A 25,802-nucleotide genomic window follows, 5' to 3' on the forward strand; every position below is an offset into this window, starting at 1 on the left:
GCTTCATAGGAGCACTTTGAGTCGTCTTATGGTCTCCAGCCCTCGAGCGTGGCCAGGCCATCGCGGATTGGAGGACAGGAGCGTCTCGCAGGATCCGCAGCTGACCTGATAGCGTTCCATGAGCTCATGCAGGACTGCCATAACGTCCTCTCCGTTGCATCGGCCTGAAGGGTCGCAGGCCAGATCACAGGCGGTCCAGAGCGGCGAAGTTACCCAGAGCTGCCCCAGCCTCATCAGGTAGCGGGCATCCAGCTGTCGCTGGTGAGGGCGCAGGGGCCTGCCGTGAACCGGTGTGCGGAAGTGGGAGTTGGAAATGATGTCCAAGGCATCAGGGAAACGGCCGTTGAGCCATATCCAGAGCGCCAGCCCGCCACAGGCTGCTGCTCCATAAGGAACCATAGGCATGACGATGGAGGCACGACCGTAGAGTCCTTCAGCCTGTTCGTTCAGATAGCAGCAGGATCGGTCCAGACAGGTTATGATTCCCTCATTCGCCAGCAGGCTGAGACTGAGCGGGCCGGGTAGGTCTCCGGTTTGGATCAGGCTGGGCAGCGGTTCAGGATCGGGGGCCGTGGTCCTGAGGTCAGTCGTAGGCGGACGGCTGCGGGTGCGCATCAGTGCTGCTCCGGATCGCGGGCCGAAACGTTGCTGGGCAGTGTCGGCGCGCGGTGCTCTGCCCGGCGGCTTTGTTGTAGCTCTAAGGGTGCGGCTGGCGCCAGGGGCAGTGGCAGGCATCCACGTCGCTCCCCCGAGGACGTGTTCTCGATTCATGGTTTGACTGTAAACGCTCGGGCCAGGGTTTGCCTGAGGGCGGGCTGAATTTGTGCACTTGTGGATAATCTGCCTGATCGTCAGCTGCCTTGTGGACGAGCGGGGGATTGTAGGCCGAAGCCGATAATCTTGCTGGTATGAGTCATATCCTTGTTTCTGTCGCCTGGCCCTACGCAAATGGGCCCCGTCACATCGGCCATGTCGCTGGGTTCGGCGTCCCCTCGGACGTCTATGCACGCTACGAACGCATGAAGGGCAATGATGTCCTCATGGTTTCGGGCACGGACGAGCATGGCACTCCCATCCTGGTGGAGGCTGACGCCGAGGGCGTGGGCCCCCAGGAGATCGCTGACCGCTACAACCGGGTCATCGTCAAGGATCTGTGCGATCTGGGGCTCAGCTATGACCTCTTTACCAGGACCACGACAGGCAATCATGAGAAGGTGGTCCAGGAGCTCTTCCGCCAGTGCCGAGCCAACGGCTATATCTATGAGGGTCAACAGAAAGTGGCCATATCGCCCTCCACCGGCCGCACCCTGCCCGATCGCTACATTGAGGGGACCTGCCCCATCTGCGGTTACGATGGCGCTCGCGGCGACCAGTGCGACAACTGCGGCAACGAGCTGGATCCGGACGAGCTGATCAATCCTGTATCCAAGATCAATGGGGAGACGCCCCGATTCGAGGAGTCCAAGCACTTCTTTCTGGATCTTCCCGCTCTGGCCGAGGCCAACCTGGCTTGGTTGAAGACCCGCAAGGGCTGGCGGAGCAACGTGCTCAACTTCTCTCTGGGACTTTTCAAGGAGGTCAAGCCGCGAGCCATCACCCGCGACATCGACTGGGGAATTCCCGTGCCTGTGGACGGATGGGTCGACGATCCCAACAAGAAGCTCTATGTCTGGTTCGATGCCGTTATCGGCTACCTGTCCGCATCCATCGAGTGGGCCCGTCGTCAGGGCGACCCTGAGGCCTGGCGCAAGTGGTGGAATGATCCTAAGGCTCTGGGCTACTACTTCATGGGCAAGGACAACATCACCTTCCACTCGCAGATCTGGCCCTCGGAGATTCTGGCCTACAACGGCCAGGGGTCCAAGGGCGGACAGCCGGGCTCCTACGGCGAGCTCAACCTGCCTGAGCAGGTGGTGGCCAGCGAGTTCATGACTATGGAGGGCAAGAAGTTCAGCTCCTCCAGAGGCATCGTCATCTACGTCAAGGACATCCTGGCACGTTATCCGGTCGATGCGGTTCGCTACTACATTTCCATCGCTGGGCCGGAGACCTCGGACTCGGACTTCACCTGGGCGGAGTTCGTCCGTCACAACAACGAGGAGCTGGCCGCCTCCTGGGGCAACCTGGTCAACCGCGTGGCCAACCTGCTCAACAAGGACTTCGGCAGCATCCCTGCCATCGAGCAATCCTGGCTGACCGAGGAGGACAATGCCCTGCTGGATCGCAGCCTGCAGGCCTTCGATGCCGTCGGGTCTTTGATTGAGCACCATCGCCAGAAGGCCGCCCTGGTCGAGGCCATGGCCTTGGTGGGAGACATCAACAAGTACATCTCTGCCCAGGAGCCCTGGAAGATCAAGGACGACCGGAATCGTCTGGCTGCAGTCCTGCACACCGCCGCTCAGGCCGTCTTGGACGCCAACACCATGCTGGCTCCATTCCTGCCCCATGCCTCGCAGCGTGTCTGGGAGACCATGGGCGGCGAGGGCACCTTCTCGCCTTTGCCTCGCGTCCAGGAGGTTGATGATCTGGATCGGCCCGACTTCCACTATCCCATCATCACCGGTGACTACCGGCTAGGAGAGACTGTCCATCCCTGGGCGCGGGAGCCCCTCAGGGACGGCACGCCAGTCGATCGGCCCGCGCCCATCTTCCCGCGCATTCCCAAGGAAGCCGTGCAGGAGGAACTGGAGCGTTTCCAGGAGGAGCTGGATCGCCGCAAAGCCAGAGAGCACGCCCGATTCGAGGCGGAGCAGGCCAAGCTGGGCGACCAGGGCAAGTGATAGTCGACGCGCCCGGGACAGCATCTGCGATTCACAGAGAACTTTGAGGTTTTCGGGCATTTCCTCCAAGGTAGCGCTGGTTATATTTGTTCTGTCGGTTGAAGTACTAGCCGATGGGGGCCATACGGCCCCGATAACTGAATCCCCTTCTTCTCTCTCTTCTCACCCGGCGGTTCTGCGAACCGCCGGGTTCTTTCGTCACGGAAGACCCATAGGATGAGTAACCATGAAAGTTGCCCAATTCGCCTGTGTGCTCTTCGACTTGGACGGGGTGCTGGTGCCCACGACAATCCTGCACAAAGCCGCCTGGAAGGCATTATTCGATCGGGTCCTGCCCGGAAACGTCCCGGCCTATACGGAGCAGGACTACTACGCCTATGTGGATGGCCGGCCCCGCTATGACGGTGTCGACGCCCTGCTGCGCAGCAGGGGCATCGAGCTGGACTGGGGCAGCCCTAATGACGATCCACGTCTGGACACCGTCTGCGGATACGGCAATCGCAAGAACATGACTTTTGAGCGGTTGCTGAAGCAAAAGGGCATCGATCCCTACCCGGACACGGTGGATCTGCTGAGGCACCTGCGCGCTGACAAGAAGCGTCTGGCCGTGGTGTCCAGTTCGCGCAACACGGCCGAAGTCCTCCAGGCTGCTGGAATCGCCGGATACTTCGACACTGTGGTGGACGGCAATCTCAAGGATGAGATGGGTCTTCAAGGCAAGCCTGCACCGGACACCTACGCCTATGCGGCCAAGGTGCTCGGACTGCGCAATGAGGATGCCGTTGTGGTCGAGGACGCCCTCTCTGGCGTGGCCGCCGGCCATGCGGGCAGGTTCGGCCTGGTTGTGGGCGTGAACAGGGGCGCCGGCCGCGAGCAGCTGCTCAAGGCGGGTGCGGACCTGGTAGTGAACCAGCTGATCGAGCTGGTCGACGACGATGCCAGCGAACGCGGGCAGGGTGAGGACCCCAGTCTGGATGAGGAGCGTTTCCCCGTGGATGAGTGGGGGCTCAGCGAAGTAGGTCGGCCTGATGCCGTCAGTGCCACGGTCTTTTCGGTCACCAACGGCTCCATCGGCGTCAGGGGCGAAGGCGGCGGGGAACGCTGCTTGGGCAACGGCACATTCCTGAGCGGCTTCCATGACACTTTCCGGATAGCTCATCCTGAAAGCGCCTACGGATATGCCAAGGTTGGCCAGCTGATTCAGGGGGTGCCCGATGCCTCGGATTTCACCCTCAAGGTGGAGGGGCTGCCCTTGGGCCGGCCGGAGAAGACTACTCAACGTCTGGACTTCCGAACCGGAATCGCGACCACCACCAATCTGTATGATCTGGGCCATGGCATCCATTTGAAGACTGTGCTCACTCGCATGGTCTGCCTGTATGACCGCAGCCTGAGCGTCTGCACGCTGACTGTGGAGTCTCCCGACCGGGACATGGCTGTGGTGGTCGAGGGGCCGGTCAATGCCGATAATCCTCGGCATGTCAACTCCAGCGACCCCCGCAAGTCGACCTTTGTGGACGGCTGCGGAATCCACGAGGTGTTGGACAATGCAGTCTATGGTGAGCTGAGTGCAGGCTGCAGGGTATTCCGCTGCAATAATTCACGGCTCAGCCTGGCCATGGGTGTCCGACAGTTCAGGGATGGTCGGCCTGTCGAGGGCTCTGGTTGGCGCATGGACGTGCCCAAGGGCGGTTCCACCCATCTGGTCCGTTACGCCGTCTACCGCAGTCACCCCATTCTTCCGGCTGGCACCAGCGGCAACGGTCTGGTCGTGCAGACCCGGGGCGAGGGTACCAGGAATCTGGTCGAGGACTGCCGCGATCGGCTGGAGGAGGTCAGCACCCTCTCTCTGGAGGAGCTGGAGCAGCGCCAGCGTGCATGGCTGGACCGGTTCTGGGAGCGGCAGGATATCCGTATTCAGGCCGACGATGGCGGTCGTACGCAACAGATGGTGCGTTGGGAGCTCTTCCAGCTGGCCCAGTCTACGGCGCAGATCGAGAACGGCGTGGGCGCCAAGGGCCTGAGCGGGTCCGGCTACAGCGGCCACTACTTCTGGGATACCGAGATCTATATTCTCCCCTTCCTGATTTATTCAGCGCCTGCTCGGGCGAGAGCCGTCCTCCACTATCGCTATCTGATGCTGCCCGCTGCTAGGCGCAGGGCCTGCGCCCTCAACCTGAACGGCGCTCTCTTCCCCTGGAGGACCATCGACGGCGAGGAAGCCTCCGCCTACTTCCCTACGGGCACGGCCCAGTACCATATTGATGCCGACATCGCCTATGCGGTGGCCCAGTATGTGCAGGTCACCGGCGATGAAGACTTCCTGCAGGCTGAGGGCATCGACGTCCTGGTTGAGACGGCCCGTCTGTGGATGAGCCTGGGACGCTACAAGGAGGACGGCCGCTTCCACATCCATTGTGTGACCGGCCCTGACGAATACACGGTCCTGGTCGACGACAACCTCTACACCAACCAGATGGCCCGGTTCAACCTCTTGGCTGCATACAAGTCCTACCAGCATCTGCGCGAGAAGCATCCCGACCTGATCGGCGCTATCCGTGAAAGGCTGCACTTGGGCGACGAGGAGGCCGACAAATGGTCAAGCGCGGCTGAGGCCATGTTTGTCCCCTTCGACGATCAGGAGGGGGTCCATGCCCAGGACGCCCAGTTCATGCGGCGGCCTCGCTGGCACTTCGACCAGTTCACGGCCAGGCCTCTGCTGCTGCACTATCATCCGCTGGTCATTTACCGGCACAAGGTACTCAAGCAGACCGATGTGGTCATGGCCCTCTACCTGCTCAGCTCCTGGTTTACTCCGGAACAGAAGCTGGCTGACTTCGATTACTACGATCCGCTGACCACCGGGGATTCGACTCTGTCTGCAGCCTCCCAGTCCATCCTCGCTGCTGAGGTGGGGCATGAACAACTGGCTATGCAGTACTTCCGTCGGTCCTTGTTTACGGACGTGGACGACCTGCATGCCAACACGACCGATGGCATCCACCTGGCCGCCTGCGGAGGCGTCTGGTCCAGCCTGGTCTGCGGCTTTGGAGGCCTGCGCGACACCGGCGGAACCGGGCTGAGCATCGACCCCCGCCTGCCTTCTTCTTGGCGCTCGCTGACCTATGAGCTGGAGGTGCGTGGCACCAGGTTCCAGGTTGCCGTGACACCAGACGGCGTCGATCTGAAACGCCTGTCAGGTCCTGAGCTGGATCTTCTGGTCCAGGGGCATCCTCGTCATATATGATCTGCAACTCCGGATCAGATGTGCCTGGAATCTGAGATGGCGTCGAGTGAGTCTCCTGTTGGTTAGGCGACTGCCGGGCTGATTGGAGGATGGCTGGAGCTGAAGCTGCAGGCTCGGGTGAGTCTGCAGTTTCAGGAACATCTTTTCATGAAGGCCATTCGCAAAAACCAGAAAGTGAAGATACCCGGCTCTGATTGGTCTGTGATCCCGTCCTAGGTTATTGCTGCTGTCTTCCCGCTTGCGGTATAAGTTGACGCACCTATTGAGGTAACCATGCATATCCGTCGGATTTTATTCATGCGAGGTATCGACATGACTGCCTGTACACTGCCGCCACTCCCTTTGGCAGAGGCGGCCGTCCGGGCGGGGCGCGGGTTGGACCGCACGGGTCCCTAGACTGTGGACCATGAGCAGGCATCACCGCGATCGCAGCTGGGCTCCTGACCCCGAGCCGCTGCCCGAAGGCATTGGGGTCATCGACGATCACACCCACATGGCCTCCGTGGTTCCTTTCGCCCAGGAGATGGACCGGCAGGCCAGGGAGCGCGGGCAGGATCCGGTCCCCGTCCGTACGGTCGACCAGCAGCTGGCAAGGGCGCGAGCTGTGGGCGTGCTCGGGGCCATCGACGTGGGCTGCGAGCTGCCCCACCTGCAGACGGCTGTGGACCTGGCCCTGGCCCATCCTGGGGTCGTTCACGCGGCCTTGGCCATCCATCCCAATGAAGCCGTTCTGCATGGACATCGAGGGGTGCCGGGGCCGGACGGACTGCCCCTGAAATATCAGCCCTGGCACGAGGTTTCTTTTGAGCAGGCGCTCGAGGAGGTCGCCCGCCTGGCTCGCGCATATCCTGAACAGGTGGTGGCCATTGGGGAAACGGGCATGGACCTCTTCCGAACCGGTCAGGGGGGCGAAGAGATCCAGCGGCAGGCCTTCCGCGATCACATCGCTCTAGCCAAGGAGCTGGGCCTGCCCATGCAGATTCACGATCGCGACGCCCATCGGCAGGTCATCGAGACTCTGCTGGAGGACGGCGCTCCTGAGCGCACGATCTTCCACTCCTATTCTGGTGATGCGCAGATGGCCCAGGTGGCCGCCGAACACGGCTGGTACCTGAGTTTTTCGGGGACGGTCTCCTACAAGGGCAACGAGGGAATCCGCCAGGCCCTGTCGGTGGTCGGCATGGACCACATCATGGTGGAGACCGATGCGCCCTATCTGAGCCCTATGCCCTACCGGGGACGCACCAATTCCCCCTACATGATCCCCTACACCCTGCGGGCTATGGCCGATGCTCTGGACTGCTCTCTGGACCAGGTGGCCCAAGCGACGGCGGCCACCACGCGTCGGGCTTACGGACTGTGAGGGATGTCCGGCGGACGGTGTCAGGCCGGGATTAGGCTAATACTGTGTCGCGCTCTGAATCGCTCCTGCCAAGTGTGGGGGGAGAGTGCTACGGTAGTCGTCGCACGTGTGCAAAAAACAGCAACATACGGCACCCGGAAGTAGATGAGTGAAGGCTTTGGCCGATGGAGGGCTCTATGGCGGATGAGCGGCATGAGTTGGCGGCTCAGGATGATGGCAGGGGCGCTGACGAACCACCCCGGTTATCCGGTGAAAAGGCGGCGAAGCCGACTGCGGCCCGTAGTGAGGGTCGCTTGACGAAAGAATCGATACTTCCCCAGGAAAGCTTCACCAAGGCTCCCAGGATTTCGGCCAAATCCCGTACCCGGGAGGAGGAGAACGAGCTCAAGCGGGTCCGACGCGAGGCGCAGCGGGCGGCCCAGCGTCGCCGCACTCCGCCAAAGGGGCCTCTGGGCCGCTGGTGGCGACGGGTGCAGTCCTCGCCCGACAGGATCAGCTTAGGCATGTGCATCGTGGCCTTGGGCGTGGTTTATGGGGACATCGGCACCTCGCCCCTGTACACCATGCAGGCCTTCGTGGCCGGGCAGGGCGGCATGGCCCGTGTGGACAGGGTGGCCGTGCTGGGCATGCTCTCCCTGGTCTTTTGGTCCATTACCCTGATCACTACAGTCAAATACGTCCTAGTGGCTATGCGCATCGACAACAAGGGCGAGGGCGGCATCTTCGCCCTGTACACCCTGGTCCGGCACTACGGCAAATGGCTGGCCATACCGGCCATGGTCGGCGGCGCGGCCTTCCTGGCTGATTCTGTGCTGACTCCGGCGGTCTCCATATCCTCGGCAGTCGAAGGTCTCAAGACCATCCCCGTCCTGACTCCCATATTCCGTGAAAACGGGAACCTGACCATGGTCATCACCTTCGTGATCATTCTGATCCTGTTTGCGGTCCAATCCCGCGGAACCGAGCGGATAGGCAAGGTCTTCGGCAGCGTAGTGATGGTCTGGTTCGCCTTCCTGGCCCTGATCGGCATCTATTGCATAGGCAACGACTGGTCCATCTTCGAGGCCCTGAATCCGGTGTATGGGATCCGCTTCCTCTTCAGCCCGCAGAATCCCGTTGGCCTGACCATCATGGGCACGGTCTTCCTGTCGACTACGGGAGCCGAGGCCCTCTATTCCGATATGGGCCACGTGGGCCGCGGCAACATCTACGCCACCTGGCCCTTTATCAACGTCGCCCTGGTCTTCAACTACTTCGGCCAGGGAGCATGGATTCTGCGCAACCGTGACAATAAGGCCTTGCAGGGCGTAGACGGGCTCAACCCCTTCTTCCAGATGATGCCCACCACCGTGCGCTACGTGGCGGTGCTTCTGTCGGTGACTGCCGGCGTCATCGCCTCGCAGGCCCTGATAACGGGCGCTTTCACCATGGTCTCAGAGGCCACCGGGCTCAACTGGATGCCCCACCTGCAGGTGCGCTACCCGGCTCGTACCCGTGGCCAGCTCTACATCCCCACCATCAACTGGGTCCTATGTGCGGCCACGCTGACGGTGCTGGCCATCTTCAAGGATTCCGAGCATATCTCGGCCGCCTACGGACTGGCTCTGACGGTGACCATGATCACCACGACCGTTCTGCTGGCTGACTACATCTGGCATGACGGCAAGCGTATGCTTTCCCTGCTCTTTGCTGTGGTCTTCCTGGCCATCCAGATCCTCTTCTTCATGGCCTCCATGGCCAAGTTCATGCACGGCGGCTGGTTCACTATGCTGCTGACCGCAGCCATCCTCTACATCATGTACACCTGGGACGTGGGCACCAAGGTGGAGCGCTCGCAGCGGCGGCATATGACGGCCAAGGAGTGCCTGCCCGCCTTGGAGATGCTCCACAACGACTTCCGCGTCCCTTATTATGCGGACAACCTGGTCTATCTGACCTCGGACGCGGAGATGCGGCGGCTGGACACCGACATCTTCTTCTCCATCTTCGCCAACCGGCCCAAGCGGGCCCGGGCCTGGTGGGCGGTGTCGGTCCAGACCACGGACGCCCCCTACACTCGCAAGTACTCGGTGGAGAACTTCGGCACCAACTATCTCTTCCGCGTGCGCATGAGGCTGGGCTTCAAGGTGGACCAGAATGTGGCCACCTACCTGCACCAGATCATGCACGAGCTGATCGACAGCGGCGAGCTGCCCAAGCAGCCCTCCATCTACCCCAAGGTGGACGAGGACCCGCAGATCGGCACAGTCACCTATGTGCTGGTCCACAAGGCCCTGATGCCCGAGTCCAAGATCGACTCCCGTGGCGCTCTCTCGCTGAAGGTCAAGTACGCCATCCGCAAGGTGGCGGGCTCACCGATCAAGTGGTTCGGTCTGGCTCCCTACAACCCCATCGTTGAGGTGCAGCCCCTGTTCGTCTCCACCCGGGCGGTTCCCAAGCTGACGCGCGTGGTTCTGCCATCACGCAAGATCAAGGGCGGCAAGCGTCACAAGGACTGAGTGAGTGGAATCTCACCCTATGGGCCTTGGCCCAAATCGGGTGCGGGCCATAGAATTGAGGGCATGGAACCTGGTGCCCGGCCTTTCCGGGCTACCGTCGAAAGGTGATGTGATGACACAAGCTCAAGCCAATATCGGAGTCGTGGGTCTGGCCGCCATGGGTGCCAGCCTGTCTAGGAACCTGGCCCGGCACGGCAATACCGTGGCAGTCTACAACCGCCACTATTCGCGTACCGAGACCCTCATCCGCGACCATGGCCAGGAAGGCAGCTTCGTTCCGGCCAAGACCTTGCAGGAGTTCGTGGCCTCGCTGACCAAGCCTCGCACGGCCATCATCATGGTCAAGGCCGGGGAGCCCACCGACCAGATGATCAATGACCTGGCTGACCTGATGGAGCCTGGAGACATCATCGTTGATGCCGGCAATGCCTACTTCAAGGACACCATCCGCCGGGAGAAGGCCATTCGGGCCCGTGGGCTGCACTTCGTGGGCTGCGGCGTCTCCGGAGGGGAGCAGGGCGCCCTGCTGGGACCCTCCATGATGCCTGGCGGGACCGATGAGTCCTGGAAGACCCTGGGGCCCATCCTGGAGTCCATCGCCGCCAAGGTCGATGACGAACCCTGCGTCACGCACATCGGCACTGACGGTGCGGGCCACTTCGTCAAGATGGTTCACAACGGCATCGAATACTCCGATATGCAGGTGATCGCCGAGTCCTATGACCTGATGCGCAGGGGCCTGGGCATGGAGCCCGAGGCCATCGCCCAGGTCTTCGAGGAGTGGAACCAGGGGGATCTGAACTCCTACCTGGTGCAGATCACCGCTGAGGTGCTCCATCACACCGATGCTGCCACCGGCAAGCCCTTCATCGACATCGTCACCGACCAGGCCGGCATGAAGGGCACCGGCACTTGGACCGTGCAGACCGCACTGGATCTTGCAGTGCCGGTGACCGGCATTGGCGAGGCCGTCTTTGCTCGGGGCCTCTCCTCCTCGCCCGAGCTGCGCAGCCAGGCGGCCCAGGAGGGTCTGAAAGGTCCTCAGCCCAAGGCTGTCATGGGTGACCTGGCTGCCGACCCCGACGCTCGCAAGTCCTTCATCGAGGACATTCGCCAGGCTCTGTACGCCTCCAAGATCGTGGCCTATGCTCAGGGGTTCAACGAGATGCAGGAGGGCGCCCGGGTCTACGGCTGGAAGCTGGATATGGGTGCCATCGCCCGCATCTGGCGCGGCGGCTGCATCATTCGAGCCAAGTTCCTGAATCGGATCTCCGACGCCTATGCCTCTGGTCGTGAGCCGGGCTCCTTGCTCTTCGACCCCTTCTTCAAGCAGGCGGTTGAGCAGGCCCAGGATTCATGGCGGCGTGTCGTGGCCAGCGCCACCCAGGCTGGCATCCCCATTCCAGTCTTCGCCAGCTCCCTGTCCTACTACGACGGACTGCGTTCCGATCGGCTCCCTGCCGCTCTGATTCAGGGCCAGCGCGACCTCTTTGGCGCTCACACCTATGGGCGCGTGGATCAGCCAGGCGCCTTCCACACCCTCTGGGCCGAGGACAAGTCCGAGATCAAGCAGGACTGAGCTTTCGCCGGAATCGAAAGGGTCCGCACAGCCGTTAAAACGGCTGTGCGGACCCTTTTGTCACCCTGTCATCAGATCTTGGCTATGGGGTTTCCCGGACCGCCAACCGGCAGCCGTCCGGTGGGGGCTGAACTTCATCGACTCTCCGTAGAGGGCCAGAGTGAGCATCCGCCGTCCTGCGGGCCAGGTCGCTCTTGTCAGTGCTGTTCAAAAACGATCATGTCAGGGGATCCTGGTTACGGGAAACCACTGCATTTACCTGTTTGCCGGGCCGGGGCGGCTGGATCCGCGGCCTGCCGCAGTTCGTCCAGGGCAGGCTGGGCGATGATTGCCGAAGCGGAGTTATTTCGCCCCTCGGATTTTGTTGATGACGGCGCCACGGTCTAGGTTCATCCGCAGGTTGGATGCTGATGTTATCCGGCCCGGGACTTGGTCACTCCTTGACGATGGGGTGGCCGCCGAAGGCGCTGCGCAGAGCGGATACCACCTTCATGGTCATGGGGTCCTCGATTTTGGAGGATTGACGGGCATAGAGAGCCGAGGTGATGGCCGGTGTGGGCACTCCCAGCTCCAGGGCGTCCGCGATCATCCATTTGGTTTCGCCGGTCTCATCGGCCTTGCCGGCGATTTCGCTCAGGTGTGGGTCCTCTTTCAGCGCCTGGGCCAGCAGGTCCAGCAGCCAGGACTGGATGACCGAGCCCTTGCGCCAGGATTCGATTACTTCGCCTGGCTCCTTGATCAGGTCGGAGGCCTCAAGAACCGCGTACCCTTCGGCCAGAGCCTGCATCATCCCGTATTCGATGCCGTTGTGGACCATCTTGGCATAGTGGCCAGCGCCGGTTCCTCCCGCGTGGACCAGACCGTAGTCCCCTTCAGGTTTCAAGGTGTCCAGGATGGGCCGGATTCGGGCCACATCCTGATCCGAGCCGCCGACCATCAGCGCGTAGCCCTTTTCCTTGCCCCAGATGCCGTTGGAGGTGCCCACATCCACCAGTCCTATGCCTTGAGTGGCCAGGGCCTTGGAATGCTCCTGGTCCTGGGTGAAGCGGGTGTTGCCCCCATCCACGACCAGGTCGCCGCGCTTCATCAGCTCTCCCAGCTGAGCGAGAGTGGACTCGATGGGTTTGCCGGCTGGTACCATGACCCAGATCACCCGGGGGGTCTCAAGTGCCTGTACCAGAGCTTGCAGGCTGTCCACATCCCTGCCCGAGTCTGGGGCGATGTCGTAGCCGACCACCTGGTGGCCGCCGGAGCGCAGGCGGTCTGCCATGTTCTTGCCCATGCGTCCCAGTCCGATCATGCCGATCTTCATAATGTCAGTTCCTCTCCCTTGACTGCAACAGTTGATGCTGACCGCGATGGTTGGAGGTTGGCCGCGGTCGGGCCGAATTGCCGGCGCTACTGGCGGGCTACCTGCCGGGCGCGTTCAGTATGGACCTGGACGGCGTGCGCCTTGACATCGCACTGCAGGCCTAGAGTGTCGATGACCTCCTCTGCTTCGATTTCGGGAGACATGCGCAGGCCCACGTCAATGGTCAGGTGGACCTCGTCCGGCCCCAAGGGCTCCAGGGTGTCGAACTGGGAACGCAGCATCTGCGGCTTCATGAAATGGCCCTGCCGCTTGGAGAGCCGTTCCATGATGGAGTCGTAGTCTCCGCTGAGATGAATGAAGACCACGCCTGGCATTCGCAGTCGATCACGATAGATCCTTTTCAGGGCTGAGCAGGTAACGGTCCCGGGCACACCCCGGCGTATATGGTCCGCGATCCAATTGTGGATGCTGTCCAGCCAAGGCCATCGGTCCTGGTCGGTCAGAGGGACGCCATGGGCCATCTTGTCAATGTTGGCCTGGGGATGGAAGTCGTCGGCCTCGGCCATGTCCCAACCCAGTTTGCTGCCGAGGTGCTCGTTCATGGTGGTTTTGCCGCAGCCGGAGACTCCCATGATGACCAGAACCGGCGTCGCTGCATCCAAATACCCTTGTGGTACTGTGTCGTCTACCACCGCAGGAACTGTGGCGGACCCTGCATGCCTCGTCTTCGTTGAATGGGGTGAATCCATGTTGTTTCCTTTCACTGCTATTCGCGTTTGGGGCATCCCCAGCTCCTGGATACTCGGCGGTGGCTCGGCAGTAACCATTATTTGTGCGGGCTAGGTTTAGTTAGCCGTATGTCTCACATAGTTATATTCATACAACATATCACTATACTAATATTAAATAGTACTTAATTGTGTTAATTCGAAAGCGTGTTTGCAAAAACGCACACTTGATTTTAGAATTTGATTATTAAGTAGTATATATATTAATAATTGATACTTTTAATACTATTTATAGTATGAAAGCGTCAATGAAACTACTGCTACAAGGTGGTATGTGATGGTAAGCATCTTAGGATGCCTATTCTTCGGAGGATGATGATGTCCAATATTGAAACGTTTGCAGCTGGCGCAGCAAAAGCAGCGCCAGTCGTCGCAAGCACCCCTAGATTGATTACTTGGGCTCTGATAGCGATTGCTCTGATTGTGCTCCTGATTGCATGGGCAAAAGTGCACCCCTTCATAGCTTTGCTGGTCTCCTCGCTTACTCTGGCAATAGGCGTTGGAGTGCCCGCTACGAAATCAATGGAGTCGTTCACCAGCGGATTCGGATCGACAATGGGTGGTGTGGGTGCCTTGGTGGCACTTGGTGCCATTGTAGGCAACCTATTGCTTGAATCAGGTGGAGCCAACACCTTGGTGGATCGTTTGCTCCAAGTCAGCAACAAAAAGCTGCTGCCTTTATTAGTGGCTCTGATTGCCGCCATTATCGGCATTCCCATGTTCTTCGAAATCGGTGTTGTGCTGCTGGTGCCTCTGGCCTTGCTTATCGCCCGCCGTTCCAAGCTCCCGGTCATGCTGATCGGCCTGCCTATGCTCTTCGGACTTGGTGAAATGCATGCTTTGGTGCCTCCGCATCCCGGTCCTCTAGCTGTTGTCGATGCTCTGCATGCTGATTTGGGTTTGACGATGATGTTCGGACTGCCAATCGCTCTGCTGCTGATTCTGGTCATGGGGCCAGTCGTTTCCCCCATACTTGCTCGTTTTGCTCCTGTCTATGCGCCTGAGGATGACAGTGACGAGCAGAATCCCGATCGTCCTAAGCCAAAGGGCTTCATGGTGATTGTCACGATTTTGCTGCCCGTCATCCTGATGCTGTTGAACACCGTGTGCGAGATTGCTCTGCCTAACCGGCATACGCCATTGCTTTCGATTATCGGTTTCCTGGGTACCCCTCTGGTGGCTTTGCTGGTGACTGTCATTGCTGCTTTCTTCACTCTTGGTCTGCCTGGCGGAATGTCCTGGAAGAGGATCATGGATGTTGTAGGCGGCTCTTTCGCACCCATTGCCGGGGTCTTGCTGATTGTCGGCGCCGGCGGCGGTTTCAAGCAGACCCTGGTGGATATCGGTGCTGGCGGAGTGGTTGCTAAGCTGGCTGGCGCTTTGAGTCTGTCTGCCTTCCTGATGGGCTGGATTGTAGCGGCTCTTATTCGAATGGCTACTGGCTCCGCTACCGTTGCCGCCCTGACTGCTGTCGGACTGGTCTCTCAGCTGGCTGTCGGCCTCGACCCTGTGCATCTGAGCCTGCTTGTGCTCGCTATAGGACTAGGTTCCGGTTTCCTCAGCCATGTCAATGATGCAGGTTTCTGGCTGGTCAAGGAGTACTTCGGGCTCACCGTGGGGCAGACGTTCAAGACTTGGTCGCTGGGTTCATGCATTGCCTCAGTGCTCGGACTCGCGATGGTGGCTTGTTGCTGGGTGATTTTCTAAGCAATGGCAAAAGCGTTGAATGAGAGGAAGTAGCGATGTCGGATGTAAATAGAAGAACGGCAATGCCTGTTCATGAGCGATATGGCCAGCTTAGCGCTTGGCGCTGGGAAGCGACAGCATCCCCCGAACACGCTGAAAAAAGCACGATAGTGGCCCTCCATGGGGTATATGATTCAGGACGATGCTGGTCCACCTTCGCTAGTCGGATGCCAGCAGAACGTTCCATTGTAGCTTTGGATCAGAATGCTCATGGCAAGACCCCATTGCTTGACGGCGATTTCAGGATGGAGACCCTGGCTGATCAAGCCATCTCAGCCATTGAGGACATGCATGCTGGACCGATAATCCTCGTGGGGCACTCGATGGGGGGAGTCGTAGCTCACCTGGTTGCCTTGGAAAGGCCGGATTTGGTATCTCGGCTGATCCTAGACGAGCCTGCATGGGTAGCCGGGGAGGTTGAGGCCGATGACAATGGTTTCCCCCTCATGCTTATGGGCAGAGCTCGGCAAATCAAGCGTTGGAGCGCTGGCGAACTGCTGATTGACGGCTGGAACAAAACGCGTGCCTGGGATCCTGTCGATGCAGGTACATGGCTGGACGCCAAGCTGGATGTCGATATCGAATTTGTGAACAGGCAGCATAACTGGCGAACTGCCGCGACTCCAGAGTCATTGCCTGATTTGCGCATGCCTTTCCTGCTAGTGGCTGGTGATCCGAATTTAGGCTCGGTAATTTCTGAAGAGTGCATGCAACGAGTGCGAGCTGCAGTTCCTGAAGCTGACGCTCATCGGTTGAACGCATCCCATGAGACACGCAAAGACAGGCCGGACGAGTATGCCGGCCTGGTCAAAGAATTTATTGAGCACGCTGACTGATAGCAGCGACGGAGGCGAAGTGGAGGCTTTATCGGATGATTTTCAAATAACCGCAAAGAGCGGTTGATATGCTGACGGTATGACGACTCATATGAACAAAACGGGTTCTCATGCTGCCAGATCCATGCATGATCAATTGCTCGATGAGTGGGGGATGGGTATCGTCAGCGGGAACATAGGCGTAGGTGAACATCTGCCGGAGCCTGATGTTGGCGATACCTCTCCCTCGCGCACAGTCACGCGTGAAGTGACGAGGGTGCTGGAGGCCATGGGTCTAGTGGTCGTCAAACGCAAGTCTGGCGCACGAGTCAATCCTCATGACATGTGGAACATCTTCGATCCTCAGATTATCGATTGGAGACTCCGAGGGCCACAGCGAGCGCAGACTCTGCACGAGCTCTCACAATTGCGTGCTGGTGTGGAGCCTTTGGCTGCCCGTTTAGCTGCTACACAGGCCACAGCTAATGATTGGGCGGCATTGACACAGGCATCGATTGACATGGTTGCATATAGTCAACAGGCCACTAGTCCCGAATATCTCAAGGCTGATGAGCGATTTCATTCCACCTTGCTCTGCTCGTCAGGTAACAGTATGTTTGCAGCCCTGCGCAAGGTCATCGCAGCGATTCTGCAAGGACGCACCAAGCATGAACTGATGCCCGAGCGGGCAAATGAGCGGGCGCTTCGCTTGCATGGGGATGTGGCCGCATACATCCGTCAAGGAGATGGGACTGCTGCCGAAGAGGCCATGCGTCAAATCGTGGATGAGTCGGATACGGCTATTGCACGGATGACCAGACAGCAGAGCAGCTGATATGGCCTGTGCGTATTGGTCCATCAACGAGTAGAGGCAAGCGTTAATCGGCCAAAGGCTCGCGGCTTGACCCTTGTCATGGTGCGCAGCCAAATTCGCTTAGCAATTAGGTTCTTTCACTGTACTTGCAGCGTCAGGCTTTTGCTTTACGGAGTTGCAGCGCACACCAAGGTTACCGGCGCAGTCTGGGATAACCTGATCGTCTGGAGCTTGATTCAAGATGCACGAGCCTGCCCTCCTGCGAGAAGTGATGGTGAATGCCGTCGGTGTCATTGCCGAGAATTCGGTGCATTCACACCTTTATGCGCTTGATGCGCAGCTGTACTACAAGTTCTCGGTAGTCGTGCCCGTCACCAAGGCTTTCGTCGAACAGGCCGACGTCAGTTTTCATGTCAACGCGCTCACGGATCTCGCTCCAGCAGATACGGATCGTGCGGACGTGCCCGAATAAGGCGCTTATATCAACAATAAGAGATCGGGGCCAAGTCTAGCTTTTACAGCCAGCAGGACAGCATTGACTATTACAACGATTATTTTGTCTCTTCCCTGCGTTTTCCGATCATGGCTTCCGGCATGCTCCTTGTTCTCGCTATTGTGCCGTCAGCCTGGAGCGCGCTGATCAGCGTGCGCGTGATGATGCGCGATTTCACAATCAATCTGAAGGTGGGGCTGAGCTATAGCAGACTTCGTCGGTATATTATGCGGGTCTTCCCATGATTGCATTGGTTGCTGTTGTCGCCGGCAGCTTATTCAAGACGCGGTTCCTGGCGAGGGAAGGATGCTTCGTTCATGGTCTATGGCTTGTGGGGAATGATCAGGATGGACTGGCTGGCCTTGCTTGCAGCATCGCTGTTTGAGCTTTTGCTGGTTGCCCCGGTCGCTCAATTAATCACCTGGAGGCTCAGGCATGTTCCTAACGCATTGGGTGTGCTGCAGCAATAAACAAGGTCATCGATCTCAACCTGGATCGCAAAACATTAAGAGGGGATCATCTTGAATCACTCTTTTTGAACATTTCTCGCTGACGGTCGCCGAGGGCGAGAAGGCCGCAATCGTGGGAGAGCCCGGCCTCGGCTAGAGCGCATTGCTGAATGTTCTCGGCTGCTCGATAGCGCTATACGGGCTCTTTTGCGCTGCTGGGCAGATCCTCGCGCACTCTGTCGGTGTTCATGCTCCCAGACCGAGTGACCATCAGGCAGCTGGAACATTTTTGCGCTTTTAGCCGTTGATGCGGATGGGCCTGAAAATTTCAGCGTCTTGTAGATAAGCAAAGTTTGAAGTTTTGAATTGTTTACATGTGCGCATCTTCTGTACGTCGAAACTCAGTGCAGCCCCGAGGCGGCATCGGCATCCAGGAGCCAGAGGGTCTCCACGGTACCCCTGGCATAAGAGGAGGGGACATGCGGGTCGTCTGTGGCTCCCAAGGCGGCGGCCACGGCCGAAGCCTTTTCGGCAGTTGATGTAAAGAGCCAGACCTTGGGAGTTCGGCGGATGAACGGCGTGGTCATGGTGACCCTGAGCGGGGGGGGCTTGGGAGAGTTGTTGACACCCGTCACCAGCAGATCATCATCCTGCAGCCTGACCTCGGGGCGATCGGGGAAAAGCGATGCATAGTGGCCGTCGGGGCCCACGCCGAAGACAGCCAGATCCATGCGGCCATCAGAGCCGAGCTGGTCGATGATCTCCTGCTGATAAGCGGCTGCAGCCTTGGTCAGGGCCTGTATGTTCTCATCCTGGTCGGCGGCCTCCACCTGAGCTGGGCTGCGGGTGTCCACAGGCATAGGATGCACGTTGGCCTGCGGCAGCAATCCCTGATCGATGAGCGAGCCGTACCAGGCTCGTCGTGCCTGTTCGTCGTTGCGATCCGGATCCTCCAGGCCCACGAACCGCTCATCGCTCCACCAGAGGTGGACCCGGCTCCAGTCCACGCTCCGGCTTAGAGGATCTGCGCCCATCCGGGCATAGACATCCGCCGCATCCCGCCCGCCGGTCAGTGCCAAGTCGGCTCGGTCCTGACGGGCCAGCAGGTCTCCCAGCTCCAGCAGAATGCGGTCTGCGGTAGCCTGATTAAGCAACTCGGTTGTGGCGTAGGTTACAGTACGACGCTCGGCCATCTGATCCTCCTTGCATGCAGGTGATGCTTGCCTCAGCCTACACCAAGGCGTTTGTACATGAATTGAATCGCCACGGGGTCTACTGGTGGTCGACCATTTCCCAGCCGGCGTGGATGACCTCCTGGTAGACCTCGTCAGGGTCCAACCGGCCGAGCTCCTCGCTCATGCAGTCCACGGCAGAGCGCAGGGGCATGGAGATGGTCTGTGGGGTCTGATCGGGCTGGTTGATTCGTGCCTGGTCGTCATTGTGGCGCTCCATGCTCATGACCCCGTCGGGGCGTTCGAAGTAGACGCCAGTGACGGCCTGGGCCTGCGGGTCGCGCTCAACGGAGACCGGCACCTTAAGTTTCAAGGCCAACCAGGAGGCCAACAGCTCCAATGGCAGGTAGTGGGCTTGGCCGGTCACCCTGACCGAACGGATGGGCAGGTGAGGCGGCTGCTGCACCATGGAGGTCAGCTGTGCCCGCCAGATGGTGACACTGGTCCAGGACAGATCCACGTCCTTGGCGCTCGAATGGGCAAGCAGCCCGGCAAAGGCAGCCTGGCGATCGTCGGCTTCCATCGCGTCGGTGATTCTGCTGGCGGCCATGGCTCCGATAGGGTCCTGCGATGGATCCAGAGGCGGGTTGGCGGGCCACCAGACCACCAGAGGGGCATCCGGTACCAAGAGGGGGATGACCAGGGCGTCGGAATGGTCCAGCAGAGCCGCCACAGGCCTGAGCACAACCACCTCGCCAGCGCCGGCATCCGAGCCGAAGCGGATCTCGGCATCCAGCGTGCGATCGCCGTCGTGGTCGGTGCTCTTGTAGGAGACGCAATCTTCGGACAGCTGTGCTGCAGCGATCCTCTTGTCCGCCTCCTGTTCGGCCTGATGGTCTTCGGCATTGGTCACTATGGCGATGACGCGGCAGGGGTGCTCCCGGCTGGCGGCGTTTACGGTTTCCAAGGCCGTCTCCAGATGGGCCTGCTCGGTGATGATAACCAGGGTCAGCACTCGTCCCTGGGCGGCCTCTCCTCGCTCCACGTGGAGCTCGTCGATCTCCCGGGCGATGGCGGAGGTGGTGGTGTTGTTCAGTCTGACGATCATGGCATCCTCCAGTGGTATCCGTCGCGAGCCAGCATTTGATCAGCCTCCCGCGGACCCCAGGTGCCGGCGCGGTAGGGCTGGGGCTGGCCCTGTCCTGCCCAGAACTCCTCAATCGGATCCAGGATCTTCCAGGACAGATCGACCTCCTCGGTGGTTGGGAAGAGGGGAGGGTCGCCTAGGAGCACGTCCAGGATCAGCCGCTCATAGGCCTCAGGGGAGGCTTCGGTGAAGGAACGCCCGTAGGAGAAGTCCATGTTGACGTCGCGCACCTCCATGGCCGAGCCAGGGGTCTTGGCCCCGAAGCGCAGGGTCACGCCCTCATCGGGCTGTACGCGGATGACTACGGCGTTGGCGCCTAGCTCCCGGGTGGCTGTGGCCTCGAAGGGCAGGTGGGGGGCACGCTTGAAGACGATGGCGATCTCGCTGACCCGCTTGCCCAAGCGCTTGCCTGTGCGCAGATAGAAGGGGACGCCCGCCCAACGGCGAGTGTCCACATCAAGTCTGATGGCCGCATAGGTCTCGGTGGTGGAGGAGCGGTCGATGCCGTCCTCATCCAGGTAGCCGACCACATGCTGGGAGCCCTGCCATCCGGCTGTGTACTGGCCTCTGGCGGTGTGGGCCGCCATATCCTTGGGAATGCGGACTGCGGAAAGAATCTTGGTTTTCTCGGCCGTCAGGTCTGACGCCGAGAAGGAGACCGGCTCCTCCATAGCGGTTAGGGCCATCAGCTGCAGGAGGTGGTTCTGGATGACGTCCCTGGCTGCGCCGATTCCGTCGTAGTAGCCGGCTCTGCCGCCGATGCCCATGTCCTCGGCCATGGTGATCTGCACGTGGGAGACGTAGTTGGAGTTCCAAACCGGCTCGAACATCATGTTGGCGAAGCGCAGGGCAAGGATGTTTTGCACGGTCTCCTTGCCCAGATAGTGGTCAATGCGGAAGACCGAATCAGGCTCGAAGACTTCAGAGACCACCCGGTCAAGCTCCTTGGCGGAAGCGAGGTCGTGGCCAAAGGGCTTCTCGATGATGACGCGGCGCCAAGCCCCTTGAGAGGAGTGGGAGAGTCCCGACTCGGCCAGCTGGCGAGCCACCTGCGGAAAGGCCTTGGGGGGCACCGACATGTAGAAGGCGTGGTTGCCGCGGGTGCCCCGGACCCGGTCCAGCTCCGATACTGTGGACGACAGGCGGTGGAAGGCTTCGGAGTCGTCGAAGCTGCCTTTGACGAAGCGCATGCCCTGGCTCAGATGCCGCCATGTTGAATCGTTGAAGGGGGTTCGGCAGTGGGCGCGGACGTTCTCCTCGGCAAAGGCGACGAACTGCTGGTCGCTCCAGTCGCGCCGTCCGAATCCGATCAGCCCGAAACTGGCTGGAAGCAGTCCCCGGTTGGCCAGGTCATAGACGGCCGGCAAGAGCTTTTTCTTGGCCAGATCGCCGGTGACGCCGAAGATGACCAGAGAGCTGGGTCCCGCGATGCGCGGCATGCGCAGATCGCGCGGATCCAGCAGGGGATTGCGCCAGGGCGCCTGCCGGGAGCCGTCCTCATCGGGAGGAGCGGGCCGGTCGGCGGAGCGCGCAAGTGATGAAGTGTCCATAGTGCTCCTCGTGAAATACCGTGATTCCTAGTCTACTGTCGGCGGCAGGGGGGCAGGGTTCGTTGTCCGCTGAAGTGTGATAAGCGTCGCAAAGGTCACATTTGAGGAGGGGATCCCTAGAATGGTCGGTATGATTCCCAATGTTCCCATGGCTGAGGCCCTGCACCGTCAGTATGCGCCCTCCCAAGCCGCCTATGAACTGATACATACCCACTGCCAGATCATTGCCGCGCTCGCGGTGCGTATGGCCGACCAGGTCAACGAGCGTCTGCTTCGTGGCGATGACCCTGAAGGGGTCCTGCCCGAGCGGCCGCTGGACCGTGACCTGGTCCGCACAGGCGCCCTGTTGCACGACATCGGCACCTATCGGATTCTCAAGGACGACGGTTCACAGGGCCGGCCCCTGGCTTTCCAAGGCGAGCGGTACATCGAACATGGGCTGGAGGGCTATCGACTGCTGCTGGATGCTGGAGTGGATGAATCGGTGGCCCAGTTCGCCCGCAACCACACTGGAGTGGGACTGACCCGCCGCCAGGTTGAGGAGGAGCACCTGAACCTGCCGCCTGACGACTATCTGCCGGTCAACCCCGAGCAGGAGGTGGTCATGTATGCGGACAAGTTCCACAGCAAACACCAGCCGCCTATCTTCGTCTCCGAGCCCACTGCTGCCAAGCGCACGGCCAAGTATGGTCCCGACAACCTGGCCCGCTGGAGGCAGCTGGTCGCCCGGTACGGGGTGCCGGATCTGCAGCCCCTGGCCAAGCACTATGGCATGACCATCGTCTGATCCGGCCGAACCAGCCCCCAGGAACTCCGGAAGCGACCACCGAATTCACGCAGCATCCACGGGTCTGGCTGGTAGGGGTCGACTGGATCGGTCCGGCAGGCGGCCACGGCTTTCAGAAAAGAGGCCATGCCCTGTGGCCCATAAGCATAAGGGGATGCGCACCAGACAGGGTTTCCCTCCAGAACGAGAGGCCGATCCGAGCTGCGGAGGAAGGCCAGATCCACGCTGATGGGAGCGGAGCACCGACTCCTAGCTGCCTGGAGGGCGCAGTCCTCGGCAATCGTTCGATGCCTGGGATCAAAGACGGCACCATCGAAGATTGTGGTAATGGCTCTGGAGTCTTCGCCCTCATGCAGGCAGTATCCGCTGGAGGCCGCGATCCGGCCCCTGTCGACGATGATCCGCCATTCCTCATGGATATCGGGCAAGTGGGTCTGAATGCGAATCAGTGATTGAGGAGGGGCTGCCCGCAGAGCATTCTGCAGGTCTTCAAGATTTCGTCGGGCTGCAGGCAGGCCTGATACCCGACCGTCGGCCAGCTGTGACCAGGGTCGCTGCCCCAAGTCCGATGGCAGTCGACGCCAGTTCAGAATGGCTTCAGCCGTTACGGTCAGAATCCTGCGTCCAGTCAGGGACTCGTCCAGCTCATCCAGCCATCTGGTCGGTGGGGCTGACAGGAGCCAGGAGGGACGGCCATGGGAGGCCAGCCAGGCGTTCTGGGCGATCAGCAGACCAGGGGTGATCCACACAGCTTCTTTGGCACCGACCTCCCGAATGGGTCCAAACCCATAGTGATGGTGCAGGATGATTCCCGGTTGACGACGTGGATCTTTATTGCAAAAATCGGCGTGTTCGACTTGGTCGGCTTTTAACTGTTCGGTCATGACCCGGGGTATCCACTCCTCATGCGTGATGACCGAACAGATCAGTGCAGTGCCGCCCGTCCTCTGTCGGGAATGTCGGGACTTAATCGACGATGAACCGGTCGTCGTAGGTGCCCTCGTCTACAGTGTCCGAACCGCCCGAGGTCAGGATGATCACGGCGCAGTCATGACGGCGGGAGACCCGCCTGAGGGTGGCCAGCAGGGTGTCCCAGTCGCCCGGCTCCAGTCCTTCAGTGGGTTCGTCAGCGATGAGCACGTCGCACTCGCAGCACAGGGCACGGGCCACCGAGGCCAGACGGAAGTCCAAGTGACGACCCAGGTCGGCGGTCTGCTTGTCCTGCAGACGATCCGGGAAGCCCACCTCATCCAGCAGGTGACGGGCCAGATTGTCTTTGGGACCCAGGAATGTGCGCCCGCTGGCCTCCATGGTGTAGACAAGATTCTGCACGGCGGTCAGGTCGCGTCTCAAGGCATCAGTGCCGAAGATGGCACCGATCTGGTGGCCGCGATAGTCAGAGGCAAGCAGCTGGCGCAGATCCGTGCCCCGGAAGAGCACGCTGCCTTGAGTGGGGGCGCGCAGGCCGGTCATCAAGGCCATCAGGGCGGCCCTTCCGGAAGGAGAGGTGGTCTCCACCGAGTAGATGCGGCGACGCTGGAATTCCAGATTGACATCGTCCAGGATCTGTTCAGGACGGCTCTTGATTTTCCGTGTGTAATCCACGTGCTTCAGGGAGAGCACCGGGTATCCGCCAGGAACCAGGACCGGCTGGCCATCAGTCTCCAGCAGCGGGTCCTCTTGATCGTCTTCGAGATCTTCGGCGTCTCCCTGGTCGATGACCACCTTGAAAGCGGCCAGCGATGCGTCTTCTTCCGAAGAGGCTTCCTCTGCTGGTTCTCCGTCCGCCTGCGCAGCTGCCTCGTCCTGAAACTCTTCCTGGGATTCCGGCTTTGACTCCGCGTCTGGTGCAGATAGCGGTTCAGCGCTGGTGCTCTCGCTGGTTTTTAGCGCAGAATCAGCCGCTGTTTGAACGGCTTTCTTCTGATCGTCTTGTTTCTGATCAGTCTTTGCCTGGTCGGTGGCCTTGATCTCACCCTTTTCCTGGGACTTTTCGTCCGGCTGCTGATCCGACGTCTTTTCGCTCATGCCTCGTCCTCCAGGTCGTTGGTGTATAGCTTGGCGGTTCTGAAGGCCGCTACCCTGGCGGCTGCTGCTAGAGCAAGGACCAGGCAGACGACCAGGCCGATAAGAATCATCTTCCAGATCAGACCGGCGTTAGGCATGCTGGCCAGGTTTCCCAGCCGGAAGAGCGACCGGCCCAGAGGCCGACTGATCGCGGTGCCCAGAGCCAGGCCAAGCACTAGTCCGGGCAGGGTAAGCAAGAGAGTCTCCAGGGCGAACTGCCAACCTAGCCGGGCCTTGTGGATCCCGATGGTGATGGCCATGCCGATTTCGTTGGAGCGGCCGCGCAGCATGAGGAACAGGCAGCTCAGCAGAACCAGCCCGCCCAGCAGAAAGACCAGGATGATGGCGGTTCGCGCCTGGTCGGCGGCCCGGTGGACCGGTTCCATCCGCCGCTGGTAATCCTTCAGGCTGGGGGAGTCGATGTCGTACTGCGAGGCCTTGAGTCCATCCTTGCGCAGTTCCTTGATGAACTTCTGGTAGGTGCTCGGCGAATCCAGAACGAAAGCCACGAACAGCTCATGGCCAGGGTCTCCCGGTTTGCTGGCAGTATCCAGCCCCAGCATGGCGAACGTGGGATAGGCCGTGTAGATGGCTCGATTGGCTGTCTGGTCGGCGGCCTTGCGGTAATGATAGATGCCCGAGACCATCAGCTTGACCTGCTGATCCTGCTGGTGTGGATCCTTGATGGTCAGGGTGTCGCCCACCTTGAGCTTGTTGGCCTGTGCCATCTGCTTGGAGATCAGCACGGTCTGGGTGCCGGAGGCATTCTGCGAGGCGTAGTCCAGCCCCTTGCCCTGGTCCAGCACGAATGGGCCGTGAGGCAGAGTGGGCTCAGCCTCCTTGTCGGAGACGCCCACCAGGGAGTAAGCGCCTGACTGGGGCAGTCCCTCCGGGCTGATGTCTGCAGTCTCATGGAAGTAGGCCTTGTACTGCATGCCATCCATCTGCAGACGCTGGGCATACTGGGAATACTCGTTCCAGCCCAGGGGAGAGGCCTTGGTCCCCTTGCGCGGGCTGATGACGGCATTCGCCTCCTGGGATTCGTAGTCTGTGGTACGTGCCTTGGTGTCAGTCTGGAGCACGGTAGCTGCCGTCGTGGCCAATGCCGCCACGACCAGGCAAGCCAGAACCGTGACCAGGCTCCGCGCCGCATGCCGCCTGATGGTGAACCAGGCGTTTTTGAGAACGAACATGA

At 60.4% G+C, this 25,802-nt stretch carries 20 protein-coding genes; 11 read left to right on the top strand and 9 right to left on the bottom strand.

What is annotated here, in order from left to right; all coding sequences use genetic code 11:
• Window positions 1–3: 3 nt before the first annotated feature.
• Window positions 4–615, bottom strand: coding sequence for a hypothetical protein (locus ACUIAD_RS03505; protein WP_445343688.1), 612 nt, complete (start codon window positions 613–615; stop codon window positions 4–6).
• Between the two features lie 293 nt (window positions 616–908).
• Here ACUIAD_RS03505 and metG point away from each other — a divergent pair, with 293 nt between their 5' ends.
• From metG to gndA, 5 genes are all read left to right on the top strand, one after another.
• A complete protein-coding gene (gene metG, locus ACUIAD_RS03510) occupies window positions 909–2,780 on the top strand; it encodes a methionine--tRNA ligase (RefSeq protein WP_110451558.1) in 1,872 nt (623 codons plus the stop codon).
• Window positions 2,781–3,006: 226 nt separating this feature from the next.
• Window positions 3,007–6,027, top strand: a complete 3,021-nt coding sequence (locus tag ACUIAD_RS03515; RefSeq protein ID WP_445343689.1) for an HAD-IA family hydrolase — start codon at window positions 3,007–3,009, stop codon at window positions 6,025–6,027.
• A gap of 406 nt (window positions 6,028–6,433) precedes the next feature.
• Window positions 6,434–7,390, top strand: a complete 957-nt coding sequence (locus ACUIAD_RS03520; RefSeq protein WP_110451560.1) for a TatD family hydrolase — start codon at window positions 6,434–6,436, stop codon at window positions 7,388–7,390.
• 176 nt (window positions 7,391–7,566) lie between these two features.
• Window positions 7,567–9,888, top strand: coding sequence for a KUP/HAK/KT family potassium transporter (locus tag ACUIAD_RS03525; protein WP_110451561.1), 2,322 nt, complete (start codon window positions 7,567–7,569; stop codon window positions 9,886–9,888).
• 112 nt (window positions 9,889–10,000) lie between these two features.
• Window positions 10,001–11,467, top strand: coding sequence for an NADP-dependent phosphogluconate dehydrogenase (gene gndA / locus ACUIAD_RS03530; RefSeq protein WP_445343690.1), 1,467 nt, complete (start codon window positions 10,001–10,003; stop codon window positions 11,465–11,467).
• Window positions 11,468–11,900: 433 nt separating this feature from the next.
• Here the strand turns inward: gndA and gnd are convergent, their stop codons facing one another.
• Together gnd and ACUIAD_RS03540 are read right to left on the bottom strand one after the other, a co-directional pair.
• Window positions 11,901–12,779: a phosphogluconate dehydrogenase (NAD(+)-dependent, decarboxylating) gene (gene gnd, locus ACUIAD_RS03535; RefSeq protein WP_445343691.1), complete on the bottom strand. Its 879-nt coding sequence runs from the start codon at window positions 12,777–12,779 to the stop codon at window positions 11,901–11,903.
• Between the two features lie 86 nt (window positions 12,780–12,865).
• A complete protein-coding gene (locus tag ACUIAD_RS03540) occupies window positions 12,866–13,528 on the bottom strand; it encodes a gluconokinase (RefSeq protein ID WP_110451564.1) in 663 nt (220 codons plus the stop codon).
• Window positions 13,529–13,954: 426 nt separating this feature from the next.
• Between ACUIAD_RS03540 and ACUIAD_RS03545 the strand changes: the two genes are divergently transcribed.
• The 5 genes from ACUIAD_RS03545 to ACUIAD_RS03565 all read left to right on the top strand — a co-directional run bounded on the left by ACUIAD_RS03545 (window position 13,955) and on the right by ACUIAD_RS03565 (window position 17,905).
• Window positions 13,955–15,274 (top strand): GntP family permease, encoded by a 1,320-nt coding sequence (locus ACUIAD_RS03545; RefSeq protein WP_445343692.1) that lies wholly within the window; start codon window positions 13,955–13,957, stop codon window positions 15,272–15,274.
• A gap of 35 nt (window positions 15,275–15,309) precedes the next feature.
• Window positions 15,310–16,149 carry an alpha/beta fold hydrolase gene (locus ACUIAD_RS03550; protein ID WP_110451566.1) on the top strand — a complete coding sequence of 280 codons (840 nt, stop codon included), beginning with the start codon at window positions 15,310–15,312 and terminating at the stop codon, window positions 16,147–16,149.
• A gap of 124 nt (window positions 16,150–16,273) precedes the next feature.
• Entirely contained in the window at window positions 16,274–16,963 is a 690-nt protein-coding gene (locus tag ACUIAD_RS03555; RefSeq protein WP_445343693.1) for a FadR/GntR family transcriptional regulator, read from the top strand.
• A gap of 220 nt (window positions 16,964–17,183) precedes the next feature.
• Window positions 17,184–17,414 carry a hypothetical protein gene (locus ACUIAD_RS03560; protein WP_445343694.1) on the top strand — a complete coding sequence of 77 codons (231 nt, stop codon included), beginning with the start codon at window positions 17,184–17,186 and terminating at the stop codon, window positions 17,412–17,414.
• A gap of 338 nt (window positions 17,415–17,752) precedes the next feature.
• Window positions 17,753–17,905, top strand: coding sequence for a hypothetical protein (locus ACUIAD_RS03565; RefSeq protein WP_445343695.1), 153 nt, complete (start codon window positions 17,753–17,755; stop codon window positions 17,903–17,905).
• A 380-nt stretch (window positions 17,906–18,285) separates the two neighbouring features.
• Here ACUIAD_RS03565 and pgl read toward each other — a convergent pair whose 3' ends face one another.
• The 3 genes from pgl to zwf form a co-directional block, all read right to left on the bottom strand.
• Complete coding sequence (pgl, locus tag ACUIAD_RS03570; RefSeq protein WP_445343696.1) at window positions 18,286–19,077, bottom strand: 6-phosphogluconolactonase; 792 nt, start codon at window positions 19,075–19,077, stop codon at window positions 18,286–18,288.
• Window positions 19,078–19,156: 79 nt separating this feature from the next.
• Window positions 19,157–20,164, bottom strand: a complete 1,008-nt coding sequence (locus ACUIAD_RS03575) for a glucose-6-phosphate dehydrogenase assembly protein OpcA (RefSeq protein ID WP_110451570.1) — start codon at window positions 20,162–20,164, stop codon at window positions 19,157–19,159.
• Window positions 20,161–21,642, bottom strand: a complete 1,482-nt coding sequence (zwf, locus tag ACUIAD_RS03580) for a glucose-6-phosphate dehydrogenase (RefSeq protein ID WP_445343792.1) — start codon at window positions 21,640–21,642, stop codon at window positions 20,161–20,163. Before zwf ends, ACUIAD_RS03575 begins: the two co-directional genes overlap by 4 nt.
• Before the next feature lie 232 nt (window positions 21,643–21,874).
• Here zwf and ACUIAD_RS03585 point away from each other — a divergent pair, with 232 nt between their 5' ends.
• On the top strand, window positions 21,875–22,540 hold the full coding sequence (locus tag ACUIAD_RS03585; protein ID WP_445343697.1) for an HD domain-containing protein: 666 nt from the start codon (window positions 21,875–21,877) through the stop codon (window positions 22,538–22,540).
• Here the strand turns inward: ACUIAD_RS03585 and ACUIAD_RS03590 are convergent.
• The 3 genes from ACUIAD_RS03590 to ACUIAD_RS03600 all read right to left on the bottom strand — a co-directional run bounded on the left by ACUIAD_RS03590 (window position 22,519) and on the right by ACUIAD_RS03600 (window position 25,800).
• Window positions 22,519–23,424 (bottom strand): hypothetical protein, encoded by a 906-nt coding sequence (locus tag ACUIAD_RS03590; RefSeq protein WP_445343698.1) that lies wholly within the window; start codon window positions 23,422–23,424, stop codon window positions 22,519–22,521. The two genes, ACUIAD_RS03585 and ACUIAD_RS03590, sit on opposite strands and share 22 nt — an antisense overlap.
• A gap of 82 nt (window positions 23,425–23,506) precedes the next feature.
• On the bottom strand, window positions 23,507–24,568 hold the full coding sequence (locus ACUIAD_RS03595; protein ID WP_445343699.1) for an ATP-binding cassette domain-containing protein: 1,062 nt from the start codon (window positions 24,566–24,568) through the stop codon (window positions 23,507–23,509).
• Complete coding sequence (locus tag ACUIAD_RS03600) at window positions 24,565–25,800, bottom strand: FtsX-like permease family protein (RefSeq protein ID WP_445343700.1); 1,236 nt, start codon at window positions 25,798–25,800, stop codon at window positions 24,565–24,567. The genes ACUIAD_RS03595 and ACUIAD_RS03600 overlap by 4 nt, the downstream gene beginning before the upstream one ends.
• Window positions 25,801–25,802: the final 2 nt, after the last annotated feature.

The sequence above is a fragment of the Bifidobacterium sp. ESL0819 genome, assembly GCF_052606245.1.